At 60.4% G+C, this 23,741-nt stretch carries 23 protein-coding genes, 1 tRNA gene and 1 other RNA gene; 14 read left to right on the top strand and 11 right to left on the bottom strand.

The features are described from left to right. Window positions 1-267: 267 nt before the first annotated feature. Window positions 268-1,071: a metallophosphoesterase family protein gene (locus tag IB285_RS10265; RefSeq protein ID WP_190788086.1), complete on the top strand. Its 804-nt coding sequence runs from the start codon at window positions 268-270 to the stop codon at window positions 1,069-1,071. A gap of 121 nt (window positions 1,072-1,192) precedes the next feature. Continuing rightward, window positions 1,193-2,668: an FMN-binding glutamate synthase family protein gene (locus IB285_RS10270; protein WP_328705909.1), complete on the top strand. Its 1,476-nt coding sequence runs from the start codon at window positions 1,193-1,195 to the stop codon at window positions 2,666-2,668. A gap of 4 nt (window positions 2,669-2,672) precedes the next feature. Here IB285_RS10270 and IB285_RS10275 read toward each other — a convergent pair whose 3' ends face one another. From IB285_RS10275 to IB285_RS10295, 5 genes are all read right to left on the bottom strand, one after another. Continuing rightward, window positions 2,673-3,422: a hypothetical protein gene (locus IB285_RS10275; protein ID WP_328705880.1), complete on the bottom strand. Its 750-nt coding sequence runs from the start codon at window positions 3,420-3,422 to the stop codon at window positions 2,673-2,675. Between the two features lie 118 nt (window positions 3,423-3,540). Continuing rightward, window positions 3,541-3,984: RNase P RNA component class A (gene rnpB / locus IB285_RS10280), an RNA gene on the bottom strand. Between the two features lie 50 nt (window positions 3,985-4,034). Further along, window positions 4,035-4,745 (bottom strand): N-acetylmuramoyl-L-alanine amidase, encoded by a 711-nt coding sequence (locus IB285_RS10285; protein ID WP_190788089.1) that lies wholly within the window; start codon window positions 4,743-4,745, stop codon window positions 4,035-4,037. Window positions 4,746-4,749: 4 nt separating this feature from the next. Beyond that, a complete protein-coding gene (locus tag IB285_RS10290; RefSeq protein ID WP_190788090.1) occupies window positions 4,750-5,403 on the bottom strand; it encodes a histidine phosphotransferase family protein in 654 nt (217 codons plus the stop codon). A 9-nt stretch (window positions 5,404-5,412) separates the two neighbouring features. Then, complete coding sequence (locus IB285_RS10295; RefSeq protein ID WP_190788091.1) at window positions 5,413-5,808, bottom strand: Mov34/MPN/PAD-1 family protein; 396 nt, start codon at window positions 5,806-5,808, stop codon at window positions 5,413-5,415. Window positions 5,809-5,824: 16 nt separating this feature from the next. Here IB285_RS10295 and IB285_RS10300 point away from each other — a divergent pair, with 16 nt between their 5' ends. Continuing rightward, a complete protein-coding gene (locus IB285_RS10300) occupies window positions 5,825-6,778 on the top strand; it encodes an RluA family pseudouridine synthase (RefSeq protein ID WP_190788092.1) in 954 nt (317 codons plus the stop codon). A 113-nt stretch (window positions 6,779-6,891) separates the two neighbouring features. Next, window positions 6,892-7,794, top strand: coding sequence for an RNA polymerase sigma factor RpoH (gene rpoH / locus IB285_RS10305; RefSeq protein ID WP_190788093.1), 903 nt, complete (start codon window positions 6,892-6,894; stop codon window positions 7,792-7,794). A gap of 62 nt (window positions 7,795-7,856) precedes the next feature. On the opposite strand, the gene IB285_RS10310 is transcribed toward rpoH, so the two are convergent. Beyond that, complete coding sequence (locus tag IB285_RS10310) at window positions 7,857-9,203, bottom strand: amidohydrolase (RefSeq protein ID WP_190788094.1); 1,347 nt, start codon at window positions 9,201-9,203, stop codon at window positions 7,857-7,859. A 110-nt stretch (window positions 9,204-9,313) separates the two neighbouring features. On the opposite strand from IB285_RS10310, the gene mtgA reads away from it, so the two are divergent. The 5 genes from mtgA (at window position 9,314) to IB285_RS10335 (ending at window position 13,032) form a co-directional block, all read left to right on the top strand. After that, window positions 9,314-9,985, top strand: coding sequence for a monofunctional biosynthetic peptidoglycan transglycosylase (mtgA, locus tag IB285_RS10315; RefSeq protein WP_190788095.1), 672 nt, complete (start codon window positions 9,314-9,316; stop codon window positions 9,983-9,985). A gap of 5 nt (window positions 9,986-9,990) precedes the next feature. Next, window positions 9,991-10,953, top strand: a complete 963-nt coding sequence (locus IB285_RS10320; protein ID WP_190788096.1) for a cation diffusion facilitator family transporter — start codon at window positions 9,991-9,993, stop codon at window positions 10,951-10,953. Then, entirely contained in the window at window positions 10,953-11,534 is a 582-nt protein-coding gene (locus IB285_RS10325; RefSeq protein WP_190788097.1) for a sigma-70 family RNA polymerase sigma factor, read from the top strand. Before IB285_RS10320 ends, IB285_RS10325 begins: the two co-directional genes overlap by 1 nt. After that, window positions 11,531-12,316, top strand: a complete 786-nt coding sequence (locus IB285_RS10330) for an anti-sigma factor (protein ID WP_190788098.1) — start codon at window positions 11,531-11,533, stop codon at window positions 12,314-12,316. Before IB285_RS10325 ends, IB285_RS10330 begins: the two co-directional genes overlap by 4 nt. 152 nt (window positions 12,317-12,468) lie before the next feature. Continuing rightward, complete coding sequence (locus tag IB285_RS10335) at window positions 12,469-13,032, top strand: fasciclin domain-containing protein (RefSeq protein ID WP_190788099.1); 564 nt, start codon at window positions 12,469-12,471, stop codon at window positions 13,030-13,032. A 154-nt stretch (window positions 13,033-13,186) separates the two neighbouring features. On the opposite strand, the gene IB285_RS10340 is transcribed toward IB285_RS10335, so the two are convergent. From IB285_RS10340 to IB285_RS10350, 3 genes are all read right to left on the bottom strand, one after another. Continuing rightward, window positions 13,187-13,879: an aspartate/glutamate racemase family protein gene (locus tag IB285_RS10340; RefSeq protein ID WP_190788100.1), complete on the bottom strand. Its 693-nt coding sequence runs from the start codon at window positions 13,877-13,879 to the stop codon at window positions 13,187-13,189. Between the two features lie 80 nt (window positions 13,880-13,959). Next, the gene (clpX, locus tag IB285_RS10345; RefSeq protein WP_190788101.1) at window positions 13,960-15,234 is read right to left on the bottom strand and encodes an ATP-dependent Clp protease ATP-binding subunit ClpX; all 1,275 of its coding nucleotides are present in this window, start codon (window positions 15,232-15,234) and stop codon (window positions 13,960-13,962) included. A 209-nt stretch (window positions 15,235-15,443) separates the two neighbouring features. Next, a complete protein-coding gene (locus IB285_RS10350; RefSeq protein ID WP_190788102.1) occupies window positions 15,444-16,148 on the bottom strand; it encodes an ATP-dependent Clp protease proteolytic subunit in 705 nt (234 codons plus the stop codon). A 386-nt stretch (window positions 16,149-16,534) separates the two neighbouring features. On the opposite strand from IB285_RS10350, the gene IB285_RS10355 reads away from it, so the two are divergent. Then, window positions 16,535-18,088, top strand: a complete 1,554-nt coding sequence (locus IB285_RS10355; RefSeq protein ID WP_190788103.1) for an amidase — start codon at window positions 16,535-16,537, stop codon at window positions 18,086-18,088. A 6-nt stretch (window positions 18,089-18,094) separates the two neighbouring features. Further along, entirely contained in the window at window positions 18,095-19,459 is a 1,365-nt protein-coding gene (locus tag IB285_RS10360) for a cation:proton antiporter (RefSeq protein ID WP_190788104.1), read from the top strand. Window positions 19,460-19,549: 90 nt separating this feature from the next. Here the strand turns inward: IB285_RS10360 and tig are convergent, their stop codons facing one another. Next, window positions 19,550-21,133, bottom strand: a complete 1,584-nt coding sequence (gene tig, locus IB285_RS10365; protein WP_190788105.1) for a trigger factor — start codon at window positions 21,131-21,133, stop codon at window positions 19,550-19,552. A gap of 80 nt (window positions 21,134-21,213) precedes the next feature. Then, window positions 21,214-21,298: transfer RNA gene (locus IB285_RS10370), tRNA-Leu, on the bottom strand. A gap of 144 nt (window positions 21,299-21,442) precedes the next feature. On the opposite strand from IB285_RS10370, the gene IB285_RS10375 reads away from it, so the two are divergent. The 3 genes from IB285_RS10375 to IB285_RS10385 all read left to right on the top strand — a co-directional run bounded on the left by IB285_RS10375 (window position 21,443) and on the right by IB285_RS10385 (window position 23,707). Next, window positions 21,443-21,727 (top strand): DUF3297 family protein, encoded by a 285-nt coding sequence (locus IB285_RS10375; protein WP_190788106.1) that lies wholly within the window; start codon window positions 21,443-21,445, stop codon window positions 21,725-21,727. Window positions 21,728-21,809: 82 nt separating this feature from the next. Then, on the top strand, window positions 21,810-23,228 hold the full coding sequence (der, locus tag IB285_RS10380; RefSeq protein WP_190788107.1) for a ribosome biogenesis GTPase Der: 1,419 nt from the start codon (window positions 21,810-21,812) through the stop codon (window positions 23,226-23,228). Further along, on the top strand, window positions 23,228-23,707 hold the full coding sequence (locus IB285_RS10385) for a DUF2721 domain-containing protein (RefSeq protein WP_234033121.1): 480 nt from the start codon (window positions 23,228-23,230) through the stop codon (window positions 23,705-23,707). Before der ends, IB285_RS10385 begins: the two co-directional genes overlap by 1 nt. Window positions 23,708-23,741 lie beyond the last annotated feature (34 nt).

Raw genomic sequence — 23,741 nt, forward strand, 5'->3', positions numbered from 1 at the left:
GTCGCCATTTTTGTCGGCAATCTCATCCAAATGTGGAACAATCGTGCACATTCATGTCGCATTGCACAAGAGAAATTACGCCTGCATCCATAACGCCACATCGGTGTGGGATATTTACATCAAACCGGTTCGCGTCAGCGGAGGCGCGGGCGCAGCGCTCATTTGCTGTTCAGTCGGGCTCTGTTTAAGCGGAGATATTGCGCCGTAATTATCCGGTCGGGTGACCATTTGCCCTTACGGAACATCGGCTTTCGACGACCACAGGCTATGCTCGAAAAGATCCGCTCCTTCTTTGGCTTGAAGCCCGAGCCCGCTTCTCCGTCCGTCCCGGATGGGACGCGGTATTACGTCATCGGGGACATCCACGGACGACTCGATCTTTTCGAAGCTCTCATCACCGCAATCGAAGATGACGATGCACAAAGCGCCGAGGCGGATACCCGAATCATCCTGCTCGGCGATCTGGTGGATCGCGGTCCCGACAGCGCAGGCGTGATCGCGCGAACTCGTGCCTGGCAAGCGCAGCGCGATGTCCGCGTGCTGATGGGCAATCACGAAGAAATGTTTCTGCAGGCTTTCGAAAATCCCGAAATCCTGCGCCATTTCCTGAAGCACGGCGGCCGCGAAACCATCATGAGCTACGGATTGTCGAAGAAAGAGTTCAGCAAAATGCCGCTGGAAGATCTCTTCGCAAAGCTACCGGAGATCGTGCCTCCTGCCGAGCGCGAATATATCGCCGGTTTCGATGAAAAAATCATCGCCGGGGACTACCTCTTCGTCCACGCGGGGATCGATCCGGCATTTCGTGTAAAAGACCAGCAGCGCGCCGACATGCTGTGGATCAGGGACCGTTTTCTCGACCATGAGGACCCGTTCGAAAAGGTTGTCGTGCATGGCCATACGATATTCGACGATGTCATGGATTGCGGCAACAGGATCGGGATCGATACCGGAGCCTTTCGGTCCGGAACGCTAACCGCCCTCGTCCTCGAGGGGGATCGAAAGCGCACGCTGCAAACGCGGTCCGCCGACGGTGTGATCAAAATCGTGCGTGATGATATCGCAGCATAATGTGAACAGCGAGGCATCTGCGCGCTAGACAGCCGCGCACCGGTGAATAGTGTAACCTTGCAAAGTCCCGGCAAGAATTCTTTCGCGATAGGTTCATTGGGAGGAACAATCTTTGACCGCAGTGCTCGACGGGCTGACAAGCCTCTTCATATTCGTTGTCGGACTGGTTGTCCTCGCGCTCATCGCGCTTTTCATCATCGATCGGTACCAAACCAGCGACACGGTCAGGCGCAATTACCCGGTGATCGGGCGCATGCGTTATGTTCTGTCCGACCTCGGCGAGTTCTTCCGCCAGTACTTTTTCGCGATGGATCGCGAGGAAATGCCTTTCAACCGGGCTCAACGCGATTGGGTGGACGACGCATCGAAAGCCAAATCGACGAATGTGGCGTTCGGTTCGACCCGCAATCTGGAGCCGGTCGGAACACCGATTTTCGTCAATTGCCCATGGCCCACACTCGAACGCGACGCGGTGAAGGAACCGGCGATGCTGATCGGAGAGGGCGCCGCGCGGCAGCCTTATCTCGCCCCGTCGCTCTTCAACATTTCCGGCATGAGCTACGGTGCCTTGTCGACCCCTGCTGTCCGCGCGCTTTCCAACGGCGCTGCCAAGGCCGGGTGCTGGATGAACACGGGCGAAGGCGGCCTCTCGCCTTACCACCTTGAGGGTGGCTGCGACATCGTTTTCCAGATCGGCACGGCCAAATACGGCGTGCGCGATGAAGATGGCAACCTATCCGACGACAAACTGCGCGAGGTGGCTGCTCACGAACAGGTCCGCATGTTCGAGCTTAAGCTTTCGCAGGGTGCAAAGCCCGGGAAAGGCGGCATCCTTCCCGCGGCCAAGGTCAACGAGGAAATCGCGAAAATCCGCGGTATTCCGGTAGGCGAAGCATCGATTTCTCCGAACCGGCACCCGGACATTGGGAGCATCGATGAACTGCTCGATATGATCGCGCATATTCGCGAGGTGACGGGCAAGCCGGTGGGGTTCAAGACCGTGGTCGGAGCGTATGGCTGGCTTGAAAACCTGTTCGCAGAGGTCAATCGGCGCGGCATCGAAAGCGCCCCGGATTTCATAACAGTCGACAGCGGCGATGGCGGCACCGGCGCTGCCCCGCTGCCGCTGATCGACAATGTCGGCCTTACTCTTCAGGAAGCGCTCCCGATGCTAGTGGACCTGAGAGACAAGGCCGGGCTGAAAGGGCGGATACGCATCGTCGCCAGCGGAAAACTCGTGACGCCAACAGACGTCGCCTGGGCGCTTTGTGCGGGCGCGGATTTCACCATTTCTGCGCGCGGATTCATGTTTGCACTCGGGTGCATCCAGGCGATGAAGTGCAACAAGAACACCTGCCCGACCGGCATCACGACCCACGACAAGAGCCTCCAGCGCGGGCTCGACCCGGCCAACAAGGCGGTGCGGGTCGCCAATTTCGTAGAACAGATGCGCAAGGAAGTCGGCGTCATTGCGCACAGCGTCGGCGTCACCAACCCTCGCGGGATGAAGCGATACCATGTCCGCCTGGTATGCGCCGACGGCCGATCACGCCCGCTCGATGAACTTTATCCCGCTGTCGGCGTTCAGCCGGGGTAGCTTTTCAAAACCCGAACCAATGGCGCGAGTTATCCGCCCGCGAAAGGCCGACCAGCGCTGCGAGGAACACCGCCGCGCCTGCGCCGATGCAGGTCCACGCTATGACATCGGCTTCCTGACCGCCGCGAAAATAGATCGCGGTGAGCGCCCAGCAAAAGACGATTGCGTACCACGGATTGCCTCTGCTTCGCAGGGTCGCGAGTGCGGCGGTCAGCCCGCCGATGCCGACCATGATGGCGGTCACGACCGGATAGGTCCGATCCTCTGCCGCGATCCCCGAATAGACCAGCGTCGCCGAGACGTTGACGATGCTCGCCGCAGTAAGCCATGCGGCCAGCGCGCTGAAGACCAGCGCGGTGATCCAGCGCTCGCCGGGTGTGAACTCGCCATGCTTCACCAAAGCGCGAAGCACGATCAGCAGGCCGATCAGCGAGACGAAAATGATGATTGCAGAAACAACCGTGAGATTGGCGAATTCGGTGTAAGTCGCCCACACCCCCTGCGCCGCCAAGGCAATGGCAGCTGGCCAACCGATGGTGTTGAGCAGAGCATTGTTCGCTTGCGCGGGCAGTGCTTGCCAGATAGCGAACACTGCCGACCCGAGGAAAAGCGGCCCCCATATCGAAAACGCCCAGCCTGACGGGGTGATGAGCGTGCGAACACTATCGGACCGATCGCCGATGGGATCACCAAAACCAAGTGCGGGCAGGAATGTCGCCCCGATCTGAATGATGACCGCAAGAATGATGGACACGCGCTGCGCAGCGCTGCGAGAATGGGAGCCTGAATTCACCATCACGTCCTAACGATCCGGGATGCGGGGTGTTCCTGCCGCAGCATTGGATAAAGAGGCTATTCGAGCACGATCCAAGTCGTCAGGGGGCCTCATAAGCCGGGTTCTGTCTCCGCAGCCGGTATCTCCAGGACAAGCCCAAAGACCTGGACTGCGGTGGCAGCCATTCGTCTAGGCTGCCCATTGCTGAGCAGCTCGAGCAGCCAACCCGGGTCTCTCGGAGCGAACCACTCCTGCCCTGCCCGAAGGCGAGCGCGAGACCCCTATTTGGCCTTGCTCCAGGTGGGGTTTGCCATGCGGACGCTGTTACCAGCGCCCCGGTGCGCTTTTACCGCACCCTTTCACCCTTGCCTGTGCGCAGAGCTGCAAGCAGCGCGCGCCATCGGCGGTATACTCTCTGTGGCACTTTCCCTGAGCTTGGGTCCGAAGACTTTCGCCCGGCGGGCGTTACCCGCCACCTTCGTTTCGTGGAGCCCGGACTTTCCTCGGTATCTTGCGATAACGCGGCTGCCTCGGCCCCCTGACGGCTCTGCTATTACAAGAGGAAACGGGGAGAGGGAAGCGCCTTGAAGGCTACCGAGTGGCTCCCCGGTCGCGGTCGAGCAGGAGCTGCCACAGAATGGCGCCAAGTTGGGCGTCGAATTCGCCGGAGATTTTCTCCGGGCGCCAACGCCGCTCGAATGCCTCGATCGCCTTGCGACCCTCGGTAATGTCATATCCGAACCGCTCAAGGCCGAGGATGAACGCTCCCTTGTTCGGGAACGGATCGCCCTTTTCCAGCTTTTTCGGGCGCGGGAGGCAAAGGCCGTATTCGGCCAGCCGGTCCCACGGGAACAGCTCACCCGGATCGATCTTGCGCATGGGCGCTACGTCCGAATGGCCCACGACGTTGGCGCGCGGGATATCGTGCTCCTCCACGATCCGCGCGACGAGCGGCACAAGAGCCTGGAACTGGGCTTCCGAAAATTCGCGGTAGCCGCCGCCATGGCCAGGGTGGTCGAGCTCGATCCCGATGCTGGCCGAGTTCACATCCTTGTTGCCGCGCCAGAAGGACAGTCCCGCGTGCCATGCGCGCTTTTCTTCAGGCACCAGCTGCGTCACGACACCTGCCTCGCTGATCAGGTAGTGCGCCGAAACCTTGGCGTCGGGATTTGTGAGCTTCCCTAGAGCCTGTTCGACCGGCTGCATCTCGGTGTAGTGCAGCACCAGCATAGTGATTGGCTGATCGCGCTCGTCGAAATTCGGCGAGTGCATCACAGCGTGGACGAGTTCCGTTTTCTCCATGCGCTTAGCCGATCATCCCTTCTGGCTGCGGAATGACGCCGCCAAGAACCAGAGCGTCGTCGCTGAGCGCATATTGCAGTCCCCCGCCCATCTCTTCCGCCAGTGTAGCGATCATGTGCGCAGCGGCCGTGCGGCTCGTCACTTCGACTGCTGAGATTTCGCCCTGAAGCGCGTGGCCGATGACTTCATCGAAGGCGATCTTCTTGCCGGTGGCGCGCGCGACAATTTCGACGTTGCCATCGCGTTTCTCGGCCCCGATATCGAGGGTGCCGCCGCGAACCAAGGCTTCGAGCGCGATCTGCGACAGGTTGAGCAGCACCTTCACCGCAGGCTTTGGCAGGCTGGATTCGCTGACCGCCCAGTTCAGCTCGACCCGTTTGTTACCTGCGGCCAGCGCCGCAATGACTTCCTGCGCTTCTTCGACAGGAACATTGTCGCCAAAGCCCCCGGCCGCACCGAAAGCGAGGCGGAAGAATTTGAGCTTGTCCGTGCTGATCTTGGCGCTCTGTTCCAGCAATTCGACGCAGCGCTTGCGCATTTCCGGGTCCTGCTCATCCGCGAGCAGTTCAAGCCCGTTTGAAAGCGCGCCAACCGGCGAAAGCATGTCGTGGCACAGCCGCGAGCACAAGAGCGCGGCGAGATCGGTTTGAGAAGTCATGCGCGTGTCTTAGCCATCGATTATCTGCATTGAAAGCGCTTCAAACCCCGCTTTGCCCGACCTGTAGAACTTCAGGTCGTCCGCCGCTGCGATCGCCCAGATCAGGCCATCTCCTGCCGCCATGGCCTCATCGGTGGCGGAAGGCTTGGGGGCGCCATTTGGATGTGAGTGAAAATAGCCCACGACTTTCGCCCCGCCACCGCGTGCCGCCCGATGAGCATCGATCAAAGCCTGCGGGTCAATCTCGAAGTGTGTTTTCGGCGAAGAGTGTACGTTTCGGGCCTCTTCAAACACCACGATGCGGAGGCCATCCCCTAGCAATATCCCGCAGGCTTCCCGTGGCAACGCGTCTCTGGCTGCGAGGCGCATTGCCTCTATCACATCCCTTGTCACCTCGATTTGCATCGCGCATGGCTCTACCATGTCCGCGCCAGAAATCATCTCCGGTATCGTCCGCAAAGCGGGCCGGCTGGACAAGGCGCTAGCCGATGAGACCGACTTGTCACGCGCGAGGGTGCAGGCGCTGATCGCGGACAAATGGGTCGAAATCGACGGAACACCGGCTGCCTCACCATCGCTGAAAGTCTCAGAAGGAACGAATTTCCAAATTACCGTCCCTCCCGCTGCCGAGGCCGAGGCTCAGCCGCAGGACATCCCGCTCGATATCGTGTTCGAGGACGATCATCTCATCGTCGTCAACAAGCCGGCGGGCATGGTCGTCCACCCTGCAGCGGGAAATCCTGACGGTACCTTGGTCAACGCTCTGCTGCATCATTGCCGCGGCGAATTGTCGGGGATCGGCGGTGTCGCGCGCCCCGGTATCGTTCACCGGATCGACAAGGATACATCGGGCCTGCTGGTGGTCGCCAAATCGGACGCCGCGCATGAAGGGCTTGCCGCTCAGTTCGCCGATCATTCCATTCACAGGCGCTATCTCGCCATATGCGCAGGCAACCCAGCTCAAAACGAAGGCACAATCGACGCGCGCATCGGCCGCAGCGATGCCAATCGCAAGAAAATGGCTGTGCTCGAAAAGAATTCCTCACGCGGTAAAACTGCAGTTACCCATTATACGGTACTCAAACGCATGAATGACAGTGCGCTGATCGAATGCAGGCTGGAAACAGGCCGCACACACCAGGTCCGCGTTCACTGTGCGTCAATCGGCCATGCGCTATTAGGAGACCCAATCTATGGAAAGACCCCGAAATCGCTCAAGCCGTTGCTTTCCAGGCTAAAATTCGAGCGACAGGCGCTGCATGCCGCCGAATTGGGTTTTCTGCATCCAATATCCCGCGAAACCGTATCTTTTCACGCGGCCACACCGCCGGATATGCAGGAACTAATCGACGAACTTGCACGTTCTAATCGATGAAAAGCACGCGCATTTCCGCGCAAATTCGCTATATGTAACTTTGTGGCCCGAAATGCCGGATGCCCATCAGGGGTCCGGCGCACGAGGTCGACGCAAGAAAGGTTAGGGAATAAGTGAGTAAAGCCAAAACGACGGTCCCGTCCCTGAGCGGTGAGCAAGGCCTCAATCGCTATCTGTCGGAGATCAAGAAATACCCGGTGCTGACGGCTGAGAATGAATACATGCTCGCCAAGCGCTATGCCGAACATGAAGACCCCGATGCCGCCGCGCAGCTGGTGTCGAGCCACCTCCGGCTCGTGGCCAAGATCGCGATGGGGTATCGCGGATACGGCCTGCCCGTGTCGGATCTCATTTCCGAAGGGAATGTCGGTCTCATGCAGGGCGTCAAGAAATTCGAACCCGATCGCGGTTTCCGCCTCGCGACCTATGCGATGTGGTGGATCAAAGCGAGCATTCAGGAATATATCCTGCGCTCTTGGAGCCTCGTGAAAATGGGCACCACCGCCGCGCAGAAGAAGCTGTTCTTCAACCTTCGCCGGATGAAGAAGCAGCTCGAAGCGTATGAAGACACCGACCTGTCGCCCGATGACGTGACGAAGATCGCCACCGATCTCGGCGTGCCCGAGCAGGAAGTCGTCAATATGAACCGGCGGATGATGATGGGCGGCGACGGCTCGCTCAACACGCCGATGCGCAATGGCGAAGAAGGCTCGGGCGAATGGCAGGACTGGCTGACCGATGACGGTCCGCTGCAGGACGAACTGGTTGCAGACGCCCAGGAATCCGAAGTGCGCCACGAAATGCTGGTCGAGGCGATGGATTCGCTCAACGACCGCGAGAAGCACATTCTGGCCGAACGCCGCCTGACGGAAAAACCGCAGACACTCGAAGAGCTTTCCAAGGTCTACGACGTGTCACGAGAGCGTATCCGCCAAATCGAAGTCCGCGCATTCGAAAAGCTGCAAAAGGCAATGCAGCGTATCGCGGGTGAACGCCTGCTTCCGGGCGTAGCGTAAGCTCGTAACACAAGACAGATCAAAGCCCTCTCCGGTCCAGGCCGGAGAGGGCTTTTTTGTGTTTAGTTGACCGGAGCCAGGTCCAGCACTGCTGCGATCATGGCGCGGGTGCCGAATGTAACGCTTTCTTTCGGTGCGATTTTGAAGAGCGGCGAGTGGTGGCTCGGTACCGCAGGCCCGCCATTTGCCTCGGCATCGAAAGCCGCCTGCGGGGTTCCGCCCACCGCGAAGTAATAACCCGGCACGCCGTATTCATCCGCGACGAAATAGGCGAAGTCCTCCGCCCCCATTCCGCGCTGTTCCCAAGGCATGATTGCCTCTGCCCCCAATTCGCGCTCCATCACGCCGTTCAAACGCCGGGCAAGCTCGGGATCGTTGTTGGTCACCGGAGTGCCTTCGCTGACGGTCACCTGCACCGGCAGTTCGTCGGGAAGACCGTGAGCCTTGCCGATGCCCTGCGCGATCCGCTTGATCGCGGCGTGGGTCTGCGCGCGCGTTTCCTCATCATTGGCGCGCACGGTCAGTTGCAGGTCTGCGCGGTCGGAAATGATATTATGCTTGGTCCCCGCCTGAAACGCGCCAACGGTCACGACCACCGGCTTCAAGGGAGAAATTTCCCGGCTGTCGATCGATTGAAGCGCGGTCACAATTTGCGATGCGATGTAGACCGGATCGCGGCCCCGGTGCGGGCTGGCGCCGTGCGCCCCGACGCCGGGTACCATGATGTCGACGCTGTCCGCACTCGAATACTGGATCGTCTCGGAGGCGGAGACCTTGCCCGTCGGCATCACGGAGGAGACATGAAAGGCAAGCGCGTAATCAGGCTTGCCGAAGCGGTCATAAAGTCCGTCTTCAAGCATTGCCTTCGCTCCGCCGACCCGTTCTTCGGCGGGCTGGACCACGAACATCACCGTGCCGCTCCACTGGTCCTTCATCTCGACCAATTGCCGCGCAGTACCGACCATGGAGGTGATATGCACATCGTGGCCGCAGGCGTGCATGACAGGGTATTCCTCACCGTCCTGCCCGATTTGAGTAGCGGTCGACGCATATTCGAGCCCCGACTTCTCGACCACCGGCAGGCCGTCCATATCGGCTCTTAGCAAGATCAGCGGGCCTTCGCCGTTGCGCATCATGCCAACAACGCCCGTTCCGCCCACATTTTCGGTCACCTCGATGCCGAGAGCGCGCAGCTCCTCAGCCATCCGGGCGGCCGTCTTCGTTTCAAGGAAGGAGAGCTCAGGATTCTCGTGAAAATGCACGAAAAGCGGCGCGAGATATTCGTCGTAATCGGCGTCAACCGCCTGCGCGACAGCCTGAGCGCCTTTATGATCGTCAGCAATCGCCGGCGCCGAGAGGCTCGCGGCAGCAAGAGCGATTGCAGCGGTTGCATTACGGATTGAGCGCATCGGTAAGTCTCCCCAGTGATTCCGGTCCCGCTCTTCAGAGCACGCCGCGCGGTGGATCACAAGCAAACGCGCGATTGCGCAGGGCAGGTCTCGCCGATAAATGCGGCGCCATGGTGATGAAAACCGCCCGCTTTCTGGCAAAAGTCCTGTTGTTTCTATTCGGGCTGAGCCTGCTGCTGGTCATTGCGTTCAAGTGGTTGCCGGTCCCGGTGACAGCGACCATGCTGATGGATGACAACGGAATAACAAAGGACTGGGAGAGCCTCGACAATATCGATCCCAATCTGGTCGCGGCGGTGATCGCATCGGAGGACAGCAAGTTCTGCGAACATGCAGGCTTCGACACCGAAGCGATCGAGGAAGCGATCCGAGAAAACGCCGAAGGCGGACGTCAGCGCGGCGCGTCCACGATCAGCCAGCAAACCGCAAAGAACGTGTTCCTGTGGCAAGGCGGCGGGTATTTCCGCAAGGGTCTGGAGGCTTACTTCACATTCTGGATCGAGGCCGTGTGGGGCAAGCGTCGGATCATGGAGGTTTACCTCAACGTGGCCGAAACCGGGGTCGGCACTTATGGCGCGGAGGCGGGCGCGCGGCGTTACTTCGGCAAATCGGCAGCCAGCCTTTCCGCCGATGAAGCAAGCCGCATGGCAGTCGCCCTGCCCAGCCCCAAGACCAGGTCGGTCAAGAATCCGAGAGGCTGGCTCGCGCGTTACGGCAACACGATCGAAGCGCGCATGCGGGTCGTGAAGGGTGACGGGCTCGATTCCTGCGTTTATGATTGATCCCGATGGGATTGGGTCACAGTCATAGCCACGCGCACAGTCATGGGGGCGGCAAGGGCGATACCGATTGCCATGGCCTCCACGATCATCACGGCCATCACCATGCGCCGAAGGATGTCGGCAACGCCTTCATCATCGGGATTGCGCTGAATTCCATCTTCGTCGTGGTCGAGGCGACTTTCGGATTCCTCTACGGATCGATGGCCCTGGTCGCCGATGCGGGTCACAATCTATCTGACGTTCTCGCGCTGCTGCTCGCCTGGGGCGCGAGCGTTGCCGCGAAACGACCACCCTCGGAGCGATACACCTACGGTTTCAAGAGCTCGACCATTCTTGCCGCGCTTGCGAACGCGCTGCTGCTCGCCATCGCGATCGGCGCAATCCTGTTCGAGACGATCCACCGCCTGATGGAGCCGCAAGAGCCGCAGGGGATGGTGATGGTGATCGTCGCCGGGATCGGGATAGCGATCAATGCCGGCACAGCCGCGCTCTTCATTCGCGGACAGGAGGACCTCAACATTCGCGGGGCCTACCTGCATATGGCGGCGGATGCACTCGTTTCGGCGGGCGTGGTTGTGGCCGGTCTCGTCATCGTCTTCACCGGCCTGTGGTGGATCGATCCGCTGGTGAGTTTCGCCATTGTCGGCATGATCGCGTGGGGCACCTGGGGTCTTGCGAAAGACAGCCTAAGGCTCGGATTACTTGCAGTTCCTGCAAGGATTGACGTGAACGAAGTGCGCGGCCATCTGGCAGGTCTGGAGGGCGTAAAGACCGTGCACGATCTGCATATTTGGCCGATGTCGACGACTGAAACCGCGCTGACGGCGCACCTTGTCATGCCCGGCGCGCCATGCACCGACGGGTTCCTGCACGAGATAGCCCATTCGCTCGAAGATCGCTTCGGTATCAACCACGCCACGATCCAGATCGAGCGCGATGATGATACCCACTGCGAGACCGGCTGCTGATGGCCGCAACACCCACTCCTGCCTCTCCTGAAGCCCGCGAAGCGCTGCGCGCAGCGATGGTTCGCCTTAGCGAGGGAGACAGCGCTGCACTCGAGCAGATTTATACCGCGACCCGCGTGAAACTGTTCGGGATCTGCTTTCGTATCTTGGGCGATCAGAAGGAGGCAGAAGACGCCTTGCAGGACGTCTACGTAAATCTTTGGCAGCGGGCTGGACGGTACGATCCCGACCGCGCAAGCCCTATTTCGTGGCTGGCGACGTTTGCGCGCAATCGCGCGATCGACCGGCTGCGGACGGGGAAGGTGCGCGGCGGCGCTGTGCCGGTCGAAGAGGCCGCCCCGCTGCCCGACGCAGGGCCACTCGCCGATCAGATGATGATCGATGGCGAGCGTGCGGCGCGCGTGCACGCATGTCTCGATACGCTTGAAAACCCTGCGCGAACCAATATCCGCGCGGCATTTTTTGACGGAAAGACTTACGCACAATTGGCGGAGAGCGCCGATGTGCCGCTTGGGACGATGAAGAGCTGGATACGCCGCGGCATGATGAAGCTGCGCACCTGCCTGGAGGCAGGCGAATGAGCGACGAGAACGATATCGAACGCGGCGACGCCGTGATGGCTGCAGAGTACGCACTTGGCCTGCTGGAAGGCGAAGAGCTGCTGATGGCGCGCGGGCGTGCGGCGACCGATGCGAGCTTCGCAGCTGAAGTGTCGCAGTGGGAAGAGCGCCTTTCGCCGCTGCTCGACGAAGTCGAACCGATGGTGCCGAGCGATGAGCTTTGGGCGAGGATCGAACAGCGAGTGGATGCGCAGCGCGCCGCTCAGGCCGAAGCTGAGCTTTCGGGCGGAGGCGGCTCGGCTGCGAATGTCGTCATGCTGGAACACCGAGTCCGCCGCTGGCAGTGGACCGCAGCGCTCACTTCCACGGCAGCCGCCGCGTTGTTCGGCTTTATTGCAATCACTGGTAACCAGACGCCCGTCATCGTCCCGGTCGACGCACCGCCGCAGCAAATGGCCGCTGCCGATCCGCTCGTCGCGCAGGTCCCCATCGGCGATACCGGACTGCGGCTCGACGTGACCTATATTCCCGAAAGCGAGCGAATGCTGGTCGGCGCAATTGGCCTGACCGCCGACGGAGTGCACGACCACGAGCTGTGGTTGGTCCCTGCCGATGGCAGCGCCCTGCAGTCTTTAGGCGTGGTCGCGCCCGGCGAAGTGCGCAGCATGGAACTGCCGGAAGAGATCGCTCGCAATCTCAGCGACGGTGCTCAATTGGTGCTTACGCGCGAACCTATCGGCGGCAAGCCCGAAGGAGTCGATGCCGGGCCGGTTGTGGCAGAAGGCGCCTTCTCCCAAGTCTGAGCGGGCGCGTTTCAGTTCGTCAATTCGCCGACAGAAACCCTCGATTCATCAGAAAATTCAAATAATTGCGATTTTTTCGCATCCGCTTGGGACAGGTCTGCGTAGCTCCACATGCAAGATCCGGGAGGGGCTTGCAGACAAAGGAGATACCAATGCCTGTAACCCCCAAGACACTCAAATCGGCGGCTTTCGCTGCCCTCGCCGCGACGACTGGTTTCGCCGCAATTTCGGCAGCACCGATTGCCGCACACGACCATTCCAAGAAGAGCGCGCCCAACATTGTCGAGACCGCGCAGAGCACTGGCGTGCACACCACGCTCGTCGCTGCCGTGACCGCTGCCGACCTCGGCGGCACGCTTCAGAACCCAGGGCCCTTCACCGTGTTCGCGCCGACCGATACCGCGTTTGCAAAGCTTCCCGACGGTACTGTCTCGACGCTGCTTCGCCCTGAAAACAAGGGGCAGCTTACCAGTGTTCTCGTCTACCACGCGGTATCGGGTTCGGTCACGTCGAGCGATCTTGTCAAGCTGATCGAAAAGCATGGCGGCGAAGCCAGCATCGACACTTTGGCCGGGGAGAAGCTGACCGCGCGCCTCGCCGGCGATACAATCGTCATCACCGATGCCGCCGGCCGTGCCACAGCCGTCACGCAAGCCGACGTGCAGACGTCCAATGGTGTGATCCACGTGACCGACGGAGTGTTCCTCCCGGCCTGATCACTTTCGAATTCCCCGTTTGGCGTCGCTCCATCATCCCAACCCCTCCCATCCGGAGCGGCGCATTACCCAGCCCCGTTCGGCCACCTTCCTCCAGGCCGGGCGGGGTTTTGGTTTGGGGAAGCCATCGACGCGGATGCAGGTTAAGGTGAGATCAGTTCGAAAGCGCGAAATCCACCGCAGCCCCTGCGTGCAGGCGGGTCGTGTCGAACAGCGGCAGCGCACTATCTTCTTGGTCGATCAAAAGCATGATTTCGGTGCAGGCAAGGGCGATGCCGTGGGCACCTAGCGCGCTCAAGTCTTCAATGACCTTGCAGCAGAATTGGCGCGATTCCTCGCGGATTTCTCCCGCGCACAGTTCGTCGAAAATGATGCGGTGGATCTCTGCTCGGTCCGCGGCATCGGGAATCACGACATTAAGTCCATGCTCCGCCAGTCGGTCGGCGTAAAACGGCTCTTCCATTGTGAACCGCGTCGCGAGCAGGCCGACCGTATCGTGCCTCGCCGCTGTGAACGCTTGGGCCAGAGGGTCTGCGATATGGAGCAGCGGGCAGTCGATCCGCTCTTCAACCGCTGGCGCGACCTTGTGCATGGTGTTGGTGGCGATCAGAATGACTTCCGCGCCTGCATGCTCGAGCCCGGCTGCAGCATCGGCGAGCATCTCGCCCAGACGGTCCCAATCGCCTGCTCGCTGGAGCGCGGCGATCGCGTCGAAATCGAAGCTGTGCATCAGCAAAGGCGCCGAAACGATCCCGCCGCGCCGCTTTCGCACTTCGCGGTTGATGATCGCGTAGTATTGCGCCGAGCTTTCCCAGCTCATCCCGCCAAGAATGCCGATTGTTTTCATGGAGAAGCCTTATCTGCGCGACAAGGAAACCACCAGTCGGTCCGCTCTGGCACGCCCTTGGCAATCAAGCGCGCCGAAACCTAGGCCGCCTCTTCCTTCTTGCCATCGTCATCGTTGGCGACGACGCGGATCGGGTCTTTCGTCCCCGCCACGACTTCGTCATCAATCACGATTTCGGACACGTCATCCATGTCGGGAAGGTCGAACATCGTATCAAGCAGGATGCCTTCGACGATCGAACGCAGTCCTCGAGCGCCAGTCTTGCGAAGGATCGCGCGTTCGGCGATCGCTTTCAAGGCGTCGTCGGTGAAGGTGAGTTCGACATCTTCGAGTTCAAAGAGCTTGCGATACTGTTTCACCAGCGCGTTCTTCGGCTCTTGCAGGATCGTGACGAGCGCATCGACATCGAGGTCATGCAGAGTGGCGATAACCGGCAGTCGGCCGACGAATTCCGGGATCAGGCCGAACTTGAGAAGGTCTTCCGGCTCGCTCTTTTCGAGCAATTCGCCGACCTTACGCTTGTCCGGGTCGGCGACATGCGCGCCGAAGCCGATCGAGCGTTTTTGCAGGCGGTCGGCGATGATCTTGTCGAGACCCGCAAACGCGCCGCCGCAGATGAACAGGATGTTGGTCGTGTCCACCTGCAGGAACTCCTGCTGCGGATGCTTGCGTCCACCCTGCGGCGGAACGGAGGCGGTGGTGCCTTCCATCAGCTTCAAAAGAGCCTGCTGCACGCCCTCACCAGATACGTCGCGCGTGATCGAGGGATTTTCCGCCTTGCGCGTGATCTTATCGATCTCGTCGATGTAGACGATGCCGTGCTGCGCTTTCTCGACGTTGTAATCCGAAGACTGAAGCAGTTTGAGGATGATGTTCTCGACGTCCTCGCCCACGTAACCCGCTTCGGTCAGCGTAGTTGCATCGGCCATCGTGAAGGGCACGTCGAATGTCCGCGCAAGCGTCTGCGCGAGGAGCGTCTTGCCCGTACCAGTCGGGCCGACCAGCAGAATGTTCGATTTGGCAAGCTCGACGTCGCCGCCTGCCTTCCCGGAGTGCTTCAGACGCTTGTAGTGGTTGTGCACCGCAACCGACAGGTTCCGCTTCGCGCTGTTCTGCCCGATTACGTAATCGTTCAGCGTTTCGAAGATTTCGCGCGGGCTCGGGACTTCGCCCTCTTTCTTGCCAGCGATTCCAGCCTTTGTTTCTTCACGGATAATGTCGTTGCACAGCTCAACGCATTCATCGCAGATGAAAACGGTTGGTCCGGCGATAAGCTTGCGCACCTCGTGCTGCGACTTTCCGCAGAAGCTGCAATAGAGGGTACTTTTGCTGTCAGATCCGCTCAATTTGGTCATCCTGTTATCCTCGAATCCCTTGCACGCAGGGGGCAGTACGCCCGGAAGGGATTCGCCAACTGTATCTCCGCCCACAGATGAATCAACACATGGAGGCGCATTTTAGCGTTGCGCAAGCGGGCAAAAGCCTTGCCTCGCGCTTAAAAACTCGAATTGGATTGGCTCCTGTCCCGCTCTGGGGCGAGATCAGGCGACGTCATGAAGCCAAATTATTCGGGCGCGCCGCCGGAACCTTCCTTCTCGTCGCTTTCCTCGTTTTCAGGCCGCGTCTCGAACACTTTGTCGACAAGGCCGAATTTCATAGCTTCCTCAGCTTCGAGGAAGGTGTCGCGGTCCATCGCCTTTTCGATCTCTTTGAGGCTCTGGCCGGTATATTTCACGTACAGGTCGTTCATCCGGGATTTAATCCGCAGGATTTCGCGCGCCTGGATCTCGATATCGGATGCCATACCGCGTGCACCGCCCGAAGGCTGGTGAACCATGATGCGGGCGTTTGGCAGAGCGACACGCATGCCCGGCTCACCGGCGGCGAGAAGGAAGCTGCCCATCGATGCGGCCTGGCCCATGCACACGGTCGAAACGCGCGGCTTGATATACTGCATGGTGTCATGGATCGCCATGCCAGCAGTCACCACGCCGCCGGGCGAATTGATGTACATGCTGATCGGCTTCGAAGGGTTTTCGCTTTCGAGGAACAGGAGCTGCGCTGTAATGAGCGATGCCATTCCGTCCTCGACCTGTCCCGTTACAAAGACAATACGCTCGCGCAGCAGACGGCTGAAGATATCGAAGCTGCGCTCACCGCGGCTGGTTTGCTCCACAACGACGGGCACCAGTGCGCCGGTCAGTGGGTCAGTCGTGAATTGGCCCTGGGAGCCGTGAGTTTCGCCGGTTTCGCCGAGCAGATCGATCATGTGGGATTGTTCCTCTTGAATATCGGACAAGCAATGTCGGGGGCCGCGACGCGGGATTCAAGGGCTTTAACCAATTGGCGGGCAAAACGCGCATCGCCAGCGCATTCGACCGGTGCACTGCTTGCCGATAACCATGAGCATCACGGAAAGAAGAAAGCGGGCGCGCCGCGTTTGATCGCTGGCGCGCCCGCCGCAACTTGCGTCCCCCCGAGCGCAAGTGGTGCGTGACCGCAAGCGCGTAATCGCCTGCACCGGTTTTTGGATCAAAGCCAAGAATCGCAGCGTCCGGGAATGAGACAATGCCTCGGCAGAACCTTGCGGACCGTGGCCGCGCACCTTCGACGTGCCCTCTTGAAGCGCTCGCGAATTCGCGCAATCAGTCACGCATGACAACAAAATCTCTCGCTTCGTCCGCTCTTGCAATTTCCGCAGTTTTCTTGAGCGCCGCCGCTATCGCGCAAAGCAACGACAGTGACGCCAGCATCACCGCCGCCGAGAACGCCTCGCCCATAGCAATCGCTGCAAAGAGGCATATCGAGCGTATCCAGGAACTGGACGATGCCGGGCCGCAGCTCAATGCGGTAATCGCATACGATCCCGATGCCCCTGAGCTAGCGCAGGAGCTTGCGGAAACAGATATCCTGCGAGGGCGCACTGTACTGGTAAAGGACAATATCGACGCAAAGGGGTTTGCGACGACCGCGGGAAGTCTGGCGCTGGAAAACAACCGCCCTGGCAGAGACGCGCCGCTCGTCGCCAATCTGCGCGCTGCAGGCGGCGTGGTGCTCGGCAAAACCAACCTGTCCGAATGGGCCAATATCCGATCGAACTCCTCGACCAGCGGATGGAGCGCTGTGGGCGGGCTGACACGCAATCCGCATGCAACCGACCGCAATTCGTGCGGGTCATCCTCGGGCAGCGGCGCAGCTGTGGCCGCCGGGTTTGCCTGGGGCGCAATCGGCACGGAGACGAACGGATCGATCACTTGCCCAGCTTCGATCAACGGCGTCGTGGGCTTCAAACCGAGCGTCGGCATCGTCAGCCGCACCCATGTTGTGCCGATTTCCAGCACGCAGGACACTGCCGGTCCGATGACGCAGACCGTCTACGATGCAGCGCTACTGCTGAGTGCGATTGCCGGTGAAGACCCGGCGGATAGCGCCACCGTGAATGTCCCGCGCGTTAACGACTACACGGCGGGGCTGGCTGACGCGTCGCTTGAAGGCATCCGGATCGGCGTTATGCGGTCGCAAATCGGCGAGCGCGACGATGTCCAGGCCGTCTTCGGAACCGCCCTCAGTGACCTTGAGCGCGCAGGCGCGGTGCTCGTCGACATCGAATTCGAAATCGATAGCGCGATATGGGAGGACAGCTTTACGATCCTGCTGTTCGAACTGCGCGAAGAGATGGCCAAATATCTCGCCTCCATCCCAGCAATCGATGGGCAGGAAACCCCGAGGACCCTGGCGGACCTGATCGCGTTTAACGAGGCAAATGCCGACAAGGAGATGCGGTGGTTCGGTCAGGGCATTTTCCAGGCAGCAGAACGGACAACCGATCGCGAGAAATATGAAACGGCTAAGGCAAACGCGCTGCGCATTGCGGGCGAAGAAACGCTCGATGCGATTCTCGCAGATAACGATGTCGAGTTCCTCATCGCGCCAACACGGGGACCGGCATGGGTTAGCGACCTGATCGGCGGCGATAATTTCGACGGGTCGATCGGTTTCGGTTCGCCTGCCGCCATCGCCGGATATCCGCACCTCACGGTTCCGATGGGCGCGGTGGAGGGTTTGCCGGTCGGGATCAGCTTCTTCGGCGCGAAGTGGGAAGACCACGCGGTGCTAAAGGCAGGGGCTGCGTACGAGCGGGCTCGCAGCACCCAGCTACCCGAGCCAAGTTTTCGCCGCTGGGAACCGAAGGGTAAGCCCGCGCACTGATAGTGCATGGATTTTGAACCGCGCCTCCTGATGTTCGTAATATTCGGCATCGGGTTGGTGCTGGCGGTTTCACTCGAACGGCGCCTCGCGAGAATCTGGCTGTCCCTCCCGATCGTATACGTCGGCGCTGGCTACCTGCTGTATTCCGCGGGACTGGGGCTCCCCAACATCAATCCGACCTTCGATGGGTTCGATGCGCTGGCTCTCGAATATGTCACCGAGTTCATCGTGATAGCGTCGCTCGCGGCCGCCGGAATTGCGATCGACCGCCCTGTAAGCTGGAAAAACTGGGGGCAGATATGGCCGCTCCTGGTGATCGCCATGCCGCTGACGGTGGCATCGGTTGCGTGGCTGGGCTGGTGGGCGCTGGGACTGGCACCGGCCAGCGCGATCCTGCTCGGCGCTGCCCTTGCGCCCACCGATCCGGTGCTTGCGCGAAGCGTACAGGTCGGTCCCCCCGGCGACGCTGAGAGACATGACGTACGGTTCAGTCTGACGGTCGAGGCAGGCCTCAATGACGGTCTCGCCTTTCCTTTTACCTATCTTGCCATTGCCGCCATCGGCATGACCTCGCTTGGGATGTGGACGATCGAATGGGCCGCATTCGACGTCGGCTGGCGTATCTTTGCTGGCTGCCTGATCGGCTGGGCAGTCGGGCGCGTGGGCGCATGGTACGTGTTCGAGCGCGAGGCGGATGCTCCGATGGAGCATATCGAGATGGACGATCCGTCAGAGAGCGATAGTGAGGGATCCGCAGAATATTCGACCCGAGAGGGGCTTATTGTTCTGGGCACGCTGCTAACGTCCTACGGCGTCGCCGAAGTCTTTCAGGGTTATGGATTTCTGGCTGTTTTCGTAGCCGCCGTTACCGCGCGGCAAAGCGAGAATGCTAGCCGTTATCACAAAATCAGCCACCACTTCATCGATCAGATCGAGCAGATCGTCCTCGTTGCGGTCCTGTTTGGGTTTGGCGCCATGCTGGCCAGCGGGGTGCTCGATGCGCTGACATGGCCCGCAGCTCTGGTCGGTCTCGCCCTGATTTTCATCATCAGGCCGATTTCAGGGCTGCTAGCTGAGGTGAATTGCGACCTGCCCTGGCCCGGCAAATTCGCCGTCGCGTTCTTGGGCGTGCGGGGCATGGGCACGATCTACTATCTCGCCTACGCCCAGAACAAAGGCGAATTCGCGAACCTCGATCTGTTGTGGGCGACTGCGAGTTTCACGATCCTGGCATCGATCGTGATCCATGGTGTCGTGGCCGGGCCCTATATCGCGTTTGTCGAGGGCCGCGGACACCACGTGCATATCGGCAAGGACAGCCTGATGGCGTCGCTGAGCCCCGACGATCGGTCTCCAGACTCAGAGAAATAGCCGGGCCAAGATTGGCTTGAGTATTACTAAACGAAAAAGGGCGAAGCGTCCGATCCAGACGCTCCGCCCCAATATTTACGAAATCAGCGATTACTTCTTTGCCGGAGCCTTCTTGGCAGCGGGCTTCTTCGCAGCCGGTTTTGCCGCAGCCGATTTAGCAGGAGCCTTCTTCGCGGCTGGTTTCTTGGCCGCTGGCTTCTTGGCAGGCGCTTTCTTCGCAGCAGGCTTCGCATCGGCGTCAGCCTTCTTGGCAGGCGCCTTTTTCGCAGCTGGCTTTTTTGCCGGAGCTTTCTTTGCCGGTGCCTTCTTCTTCGGTGCGGCTTTCGCCTTTTCAGCTTCGGCTTCGTCGTCGGCTTCGATGGCCGCCTGCAGTTCGTCCTGCGTCACTTCGCGTTCGGTGACTTCGGCCTTGTCGAACAGGAAGTCGACCACCTTGTCTTCATACAGCGGTGCGCGAAGCTGGGCTGCAGCCATCGGCTCTTGCTGGACATATTGCATGAAGCGTTCGCGATCTTCCTCGCGGTATTGCTGCGCAGCCTGCTGGATCAGCATGGACATTTCCTGCGAGCTGACTTCGACGCCATTTGCCTGGCCGATTTCGGACAGCAGCAGGCCGAGACGGACGCGGCGTTCTGCGATCGCCTTGTAATCGTCCTTCTCGTCTTCGATTTCCTTCAGCGCTGCTTCGGGATTGTCGTCGTTCGCCGCTTCCTGCTGAAGCTGCGCCCAGATCTGCTCGAATTCCGCTTCGACCATGGTGTCCGGCACGGCAAAATCATGTCCGGCGGCGAGCTGATCCAGCAGCGCGCGCTTCATTTGCGTGCGGGTGAGACCGGCAGTCTGCTGCTCGAGCTGACCCTTCATGATCTCTTTCAGCTTGTCGATGCTGTCGAGACCGAGCTGCTTGGCAAACTCGTCATCGATCTTGGTTTCTGTTTCGACCTTCACCGCCTTCACGGTCACGTCGAAGGTCGCTTCCTTTCCGGCAAGGTGCTCCGCTTGGTATTCTTCCGGGAAAGTCACGGTGATAGTCTTCTCGTCACCGGTCTTCACGCCGACCAGCTGCTCCTCGAAACCGGGGATGAAGGTTCCCGACCCGATGACCAGCGCAGCGTCTTCGGCCTTGCCGCCTTCGAACTCTTCTCCATCGAGCTTGCCGACGAAGTCGATGATCAGCTGGTTGCCGTCTGCCGCCTTCTTTGTTTTGGCGGCGTCCTTGTAGCTCTTGTTCTGGCCTGCGATATTTTCGATCGCCTCGTTGATGGCTTCATCCGAAACCGGAACCACCAGCTTTTCGAGTTTCAGCCCATCGGTGCTCGGTGCCTCGATTTCCGGGAGCACTTCGAGCTCGACCGAAATTTCGGCATCCTTGCCTTCTTCATATCCCTCGCCAAGATCGATCTTCGGCTGCATTGCCGGGCGCAAGCTTTCATCCTTGATCACCTTGTCGACCGATTCGCGAATCATGTCGTTGAGGGTCTGCGCGTGCAGCTGCTCACCGTGCATTTTCTTCACGAGGTTCGCCGGCACCTTGCCCGGACGGAAACCGGGCATTTTGACCTGCGGCGCGATCTTCTTGATCTCGCTATCGATCTTCGCGCCGATTTCGTCGGCGGTCAGGGTGATCTGGTAGGCGCGCTTGAGGCCTTCATTGGTGGTCTGCTTGGTCTGCATGGGGTGTACTGGAGCCTTCTTGAGCTTGCATTCTTTTGATTCGAAAGATCTTCGTTCGCGCTGAGGCTGCGGCGAGGTATTGGTGCGGGCGAAGGGACTCGAACCCCCACATCTTGCGATACCAGAACCTAAATCTGGCGCGTCTACCAATTTCGCCACGCCCGCTTGCCCAGACGAAGCCGCGCGGGAAACTCGAAAGCCCCCGCGCGCATCTGCGCTGGGCCTGTATCCTCGCTTGACGAAAAGGGCAAGCGTAGCGGCGACATTGCGTGCTTGTTTCGCGCGCCGCGCGCCACTAAAGGCCCGCGCATGAGCGACAACAACACAAACGACACTCCGCCCGACCACCTTTCGGTCAATCCGAACAGCCCTGCCTTCGACGCCGAAGTCCTGCAGCGCGGCGTCGGCATCCGGTTCAAGGACCGCGTCCGCACCGATATCGAGGAGTATTCGATCTCCGAAGGATGGGTCCGTGTGCAGGCGGGCAAGACTGTCGATCGCAAGGGTCAGCCGCTCACGATCAAGCTCACCGGCCCGGTGGAGGCCTGGTACGAGGATCTGGGCGACAATCCGCCGGTTGCCAAGAAGGACTAGATTTCATTCGAAGCGGACCTGCCGCATCCGGTACCGCAGCAAACTTGCCAAGTGGCAGGTCAACCGCCACTTGCAGTGAGCTATGAAACCTCAGGTCATCATCATCGGCCGTCCCAATGTGGGCAAATCGACGCTGTTCAATCGGCTCGTGGGCAAGAAGCTTGCTCTGGTCGATGATCAGCCGGGTGTAACACGCGACCGGCGGATGGGCGATGCCGAGATCGCCGGGCTGCAGTTTACCGTGGTCGACACCGCCGGGTGGGAGGATGAGGACGATCTCACCCTCCCCGGCCGGATGCGCAAGCAAACCGAGGCGAGCCTTGAGGGTGCCGACGCAGCAATGTTCGTGATCGATGCGCGGGCAGGACTGACGCCGCTCGATAGCGAGATCGCTCGGTATCTGCGCGAAAACGACGTGCCGATCGTGCTGGTCGCAAACAAGGCGGAGGGCTCGGCTGGCGAAGCGGGAGTTCTCGAAAGCTATTCCCTCGGTCTCGGCGAGCCCGTCCCGCTGTCGGCTGAGCATGGCGAAGGCATTGCCGACCTGTTCGGTTCGCTATGGCCGATCATCGGCGAGAAGGCCGAAGCGGCAGAAGCGGCGGAGACTGCTCCCACCGATGACGATGAAGACGCACCGCTCGGTCCGCTGAAGCTCGCAATTGTCGGTCGGCCTAACGCTGGCAAGTCCACGCTGATCAACCGGATGCTGGGCGAAGACCGTCTGCTGACCGGTCCGGAAGCCGGGATTACGCGCGACTCGATCTCGATCGACTGGCGATGGGATGATCCGAAATCCGGTGAGACGCGCGATATCCGGATCATCGACACCGCTGGCATGCGCAAGAAGCGCAACGTCACCGAAAAACTGGAAAAGCTCTCCGTCGCCGATGCGCGCCGCGCGGTCGATTTCGCCGAAGTGGTGGTGTTGCTGCTCGACGCGACACAAGGCCTCGAGCATCAGGATCTCAAGATTGCCAGCATGGTCCTCGAAGAGGGCCGCGCGCTGATGATTGCGATCAACAAATGGGACATTGCCGAAGATGCGAGCGGCTTGTTCAACGGTGTCCGCGCAGCTCTCGACGATGGGCTGGCCCAGGTTCGCGGATTGCCGCTGTTCGCCGTCAGCGCCAAGACCGGCAAGGGGATCGATGCCATGCTCGGTGCCGCGTTTGAGCTACGCGAAAGCTGGTCGAAGCGTGTGCCCACCGCCGCGCTCAATCGCTGGTTCGATGACGCGCTCGACGCCAATCCACCGCCAGCGCCCGGGGGACGCCGGATCAAGCTGCGCTACATCACCCAGGCGAGCACCCGCCCGCCGCGCTTTGTAGTGTTCGGCACGCGGCTCGATGATCTCCCCAAGAGCTACGAACGCTATCTCATCAACGGCATCCGTTCGAAGCTCGGCTTCGAGGCAGTGCCGGTGCGCGTGACGCTCAAGAGCCCCAAGAACCCATACAACGCCAACAAAGGCGGCGGGGGCAATTACAGCGGAGAGCGATGATGCTGGAAATTTTCGCTGCCGCAGACATCGCCACCGAGCTGATCCAACGCACAGCCAGCACACCGGCGGTCCAGCAGGCGCTGCAATCGAGCCTGGCACCGGCATTCCTGCTGGTCGGCATCGGCAGCGTCATGAATGTGATGATGGCGCGCCTCACTTGGGTGGCAGGCCGGATCGAGCGGCTGGAAGCTCAGGACGAGAAGGACAAGGGGCCTCGGCATGCAGCCGAGGTCGATTGGCTGTGTAAAAGGCGCGCCCTCGCTCGCAAGGCGATAATGCTGTCATCCGCCGGTGCAGTAATCATCAGCATCGTGATCGCCTTGCTGTTCGTATCGACCTATATCAGCGCGCGGATCGGGACGGTGATCGCGGTCATGTGGGTGCTCACGATCGCATTCCTGATCTCTGCGCTGTTCGTGTTCCTGCGCGAAACTCAGCTGGCAGCAGGCGGTCCCAACCGAAAAGATAAAAGCGCCTGATGCGAAAAGGGCGGAGCCTTGCGGCCCCGCCCTT

This window comes from Erythrobacter rubeus (assembly GCF_014705715.1).
GTDB classification, from domain to species: Bacteria; Pseudomonadota; Alphaproteobacteria; order Sphingomonadales; family Sphingomonadaceae; genus Erythrobacter; species Erythrobacter rubeus.

What these genes read in the sequence shown, in the direction of transcription:
- IB285_RS10385 (WP_234033121.1), top strand. Translation starts at nt 23,228, where the DNA reads ATGCTGGAAATTTTCGCTGCCGCAGACATCGCCACCGAGCTGATCCAA.
- clpX (WP_190788101.1), bottom strand. Translation starts at nt 15,234, where the DNA reads ATGACCAAATTGAGCGGATCTGACAGCAAAAGTACCCTCTATTGCAGC.
- IB285_RS10320 (WP_190788096.1), top strand. Translation starts at nt 9,991, where the DNA reads ATGGGATTGGGTCACAGTCATAGCCACGCGCACAGTCATGGGGGCGGC.
- IB285_RS10290 (WP_190788090.1), bottom strand. Translation starts at nt 5,403, where the DNA reads ATGACTTCTCAAACCGATCTCGCCGCGCTCTTGTGCTCGCGGCTGTGC.
- IB285_RS10325 (WP_190788097.1), top strand. Translation starts at nt 10,953, where the DNA reads ATGGCCGCAACACCCACTCCTGCCTCTCCTGAAGCCCGCGAAGCGCTG.
- IB285_RS10355 (WP_190788103.1), top strand. Translation starts at nt 16,535, where the DNA reads ATGACAACAAAATCTCTCGCTTCGTCCGCTCTTGCAATTTCCGCAGTT.
- IB285_RS10285 (WP_190788089.1), bottom strand. Translation starts at nt 4,745, where the DNA reads ATGGAGAAAACGGAACTCGTCCACGCTGTGATGCACTCGCCGAATTTC.
- IB285_RS10375 (WP_190788106.1), top strand. Translation starts at nt 21,443, where the DNA reads ATGAGCGACAACAACACAAACGACACTCCGCCCGACCACCTTTCGGTC.
- IB285_RS10360 (WP_190788104.1), top strand. Translation starts at nt 18,095, where the DNA reads ATGGATTTTGAACCGCGCCTCCTGATGTTCGTAATATTCGGCATCGGG.
- IB285_RS10335 (WP_190788099.1), top strand. Translation starts at nt 12,469, where the DNA reads ATGCCTGTAACCCCCAAGACACTCAAATCGGCGGCTTTCGCTGCCCTC.
- IB285_RS10265 (WP_190788086.1), top strand. Translation starts at nt 268, where the DNA reads ATGCTCGAAAAGATCCGCTCCTTCTTTGGCTTGAAGCCCGAGCCCGCT.
- IB285_RS10340 (WP_190788100.1), bottom strand. Translation starts at nt 13,879, where the DNA reads ATGAAAACAATCGGCATTCTTGGCGGGATGAGCTGGGAAAGCTCGGCG.
- IB285_RS10295 (WP_190788091.1), bottom strand. Translation starts at nt 5,808, where the DNA reads ATGCAAATCGAGGTGACAAGGGATGTGATAGAGGCAATGCGCCTCGCA.
- der (WP_190788107.1), top strand. Translation starts at nt 21,810, where the DNA reads ATGAAACCTCAGGTCATCATCATCGGCCGTCCCAATGTGGGCAAATCG.
- tig (WP_190788105.1), bottom strand. Translation starts at nt 21,133, where the DNA reads ATGCAGACCAAGCAGACCACCAATGAAGGCCTCAAGCGCGCCTACCAG.
- mtgA (WP_190788095.1), top strand. Translation starts at nt 9,314, where the DNA reads ATGGTGATGAAAACCGCCCGCTTTCTGGCAAAAGTCCTGTTGTTTCTA.
- IB285_RS10310 (WP_190788094.1), bottom strand. Translation starts at nt 9,203, where the DNA reads ATGCGCTCAATCCGTAATGCAACCGCTGCAATCGCTCTTGCTGCCGCG.
- IB285_RS10330 (WP_190788098.1), top strand. Translation starts at nt 11,531, where the DNA reads ATGAGCGACGAGAACGATATCGAACGCGGCGACGCCGTGATGGCTGCA.
- IB285_RS10300 (WP_190788092.1), top strand. Translation starts at nt 5,825, where the DNA reads ATGTCCGCGCCAGAAATCATCTCCGGTATCGTCCGCAAAGCGGGCCGG.
- IB285_RS10350 (WP_190788102.1), bottom strand. Translation starts at nt 16,148, where the DNA reads ATGATCGATCTGCTCGGCGAAACCGGCGAAACTCACGGCTCCCAGGGC.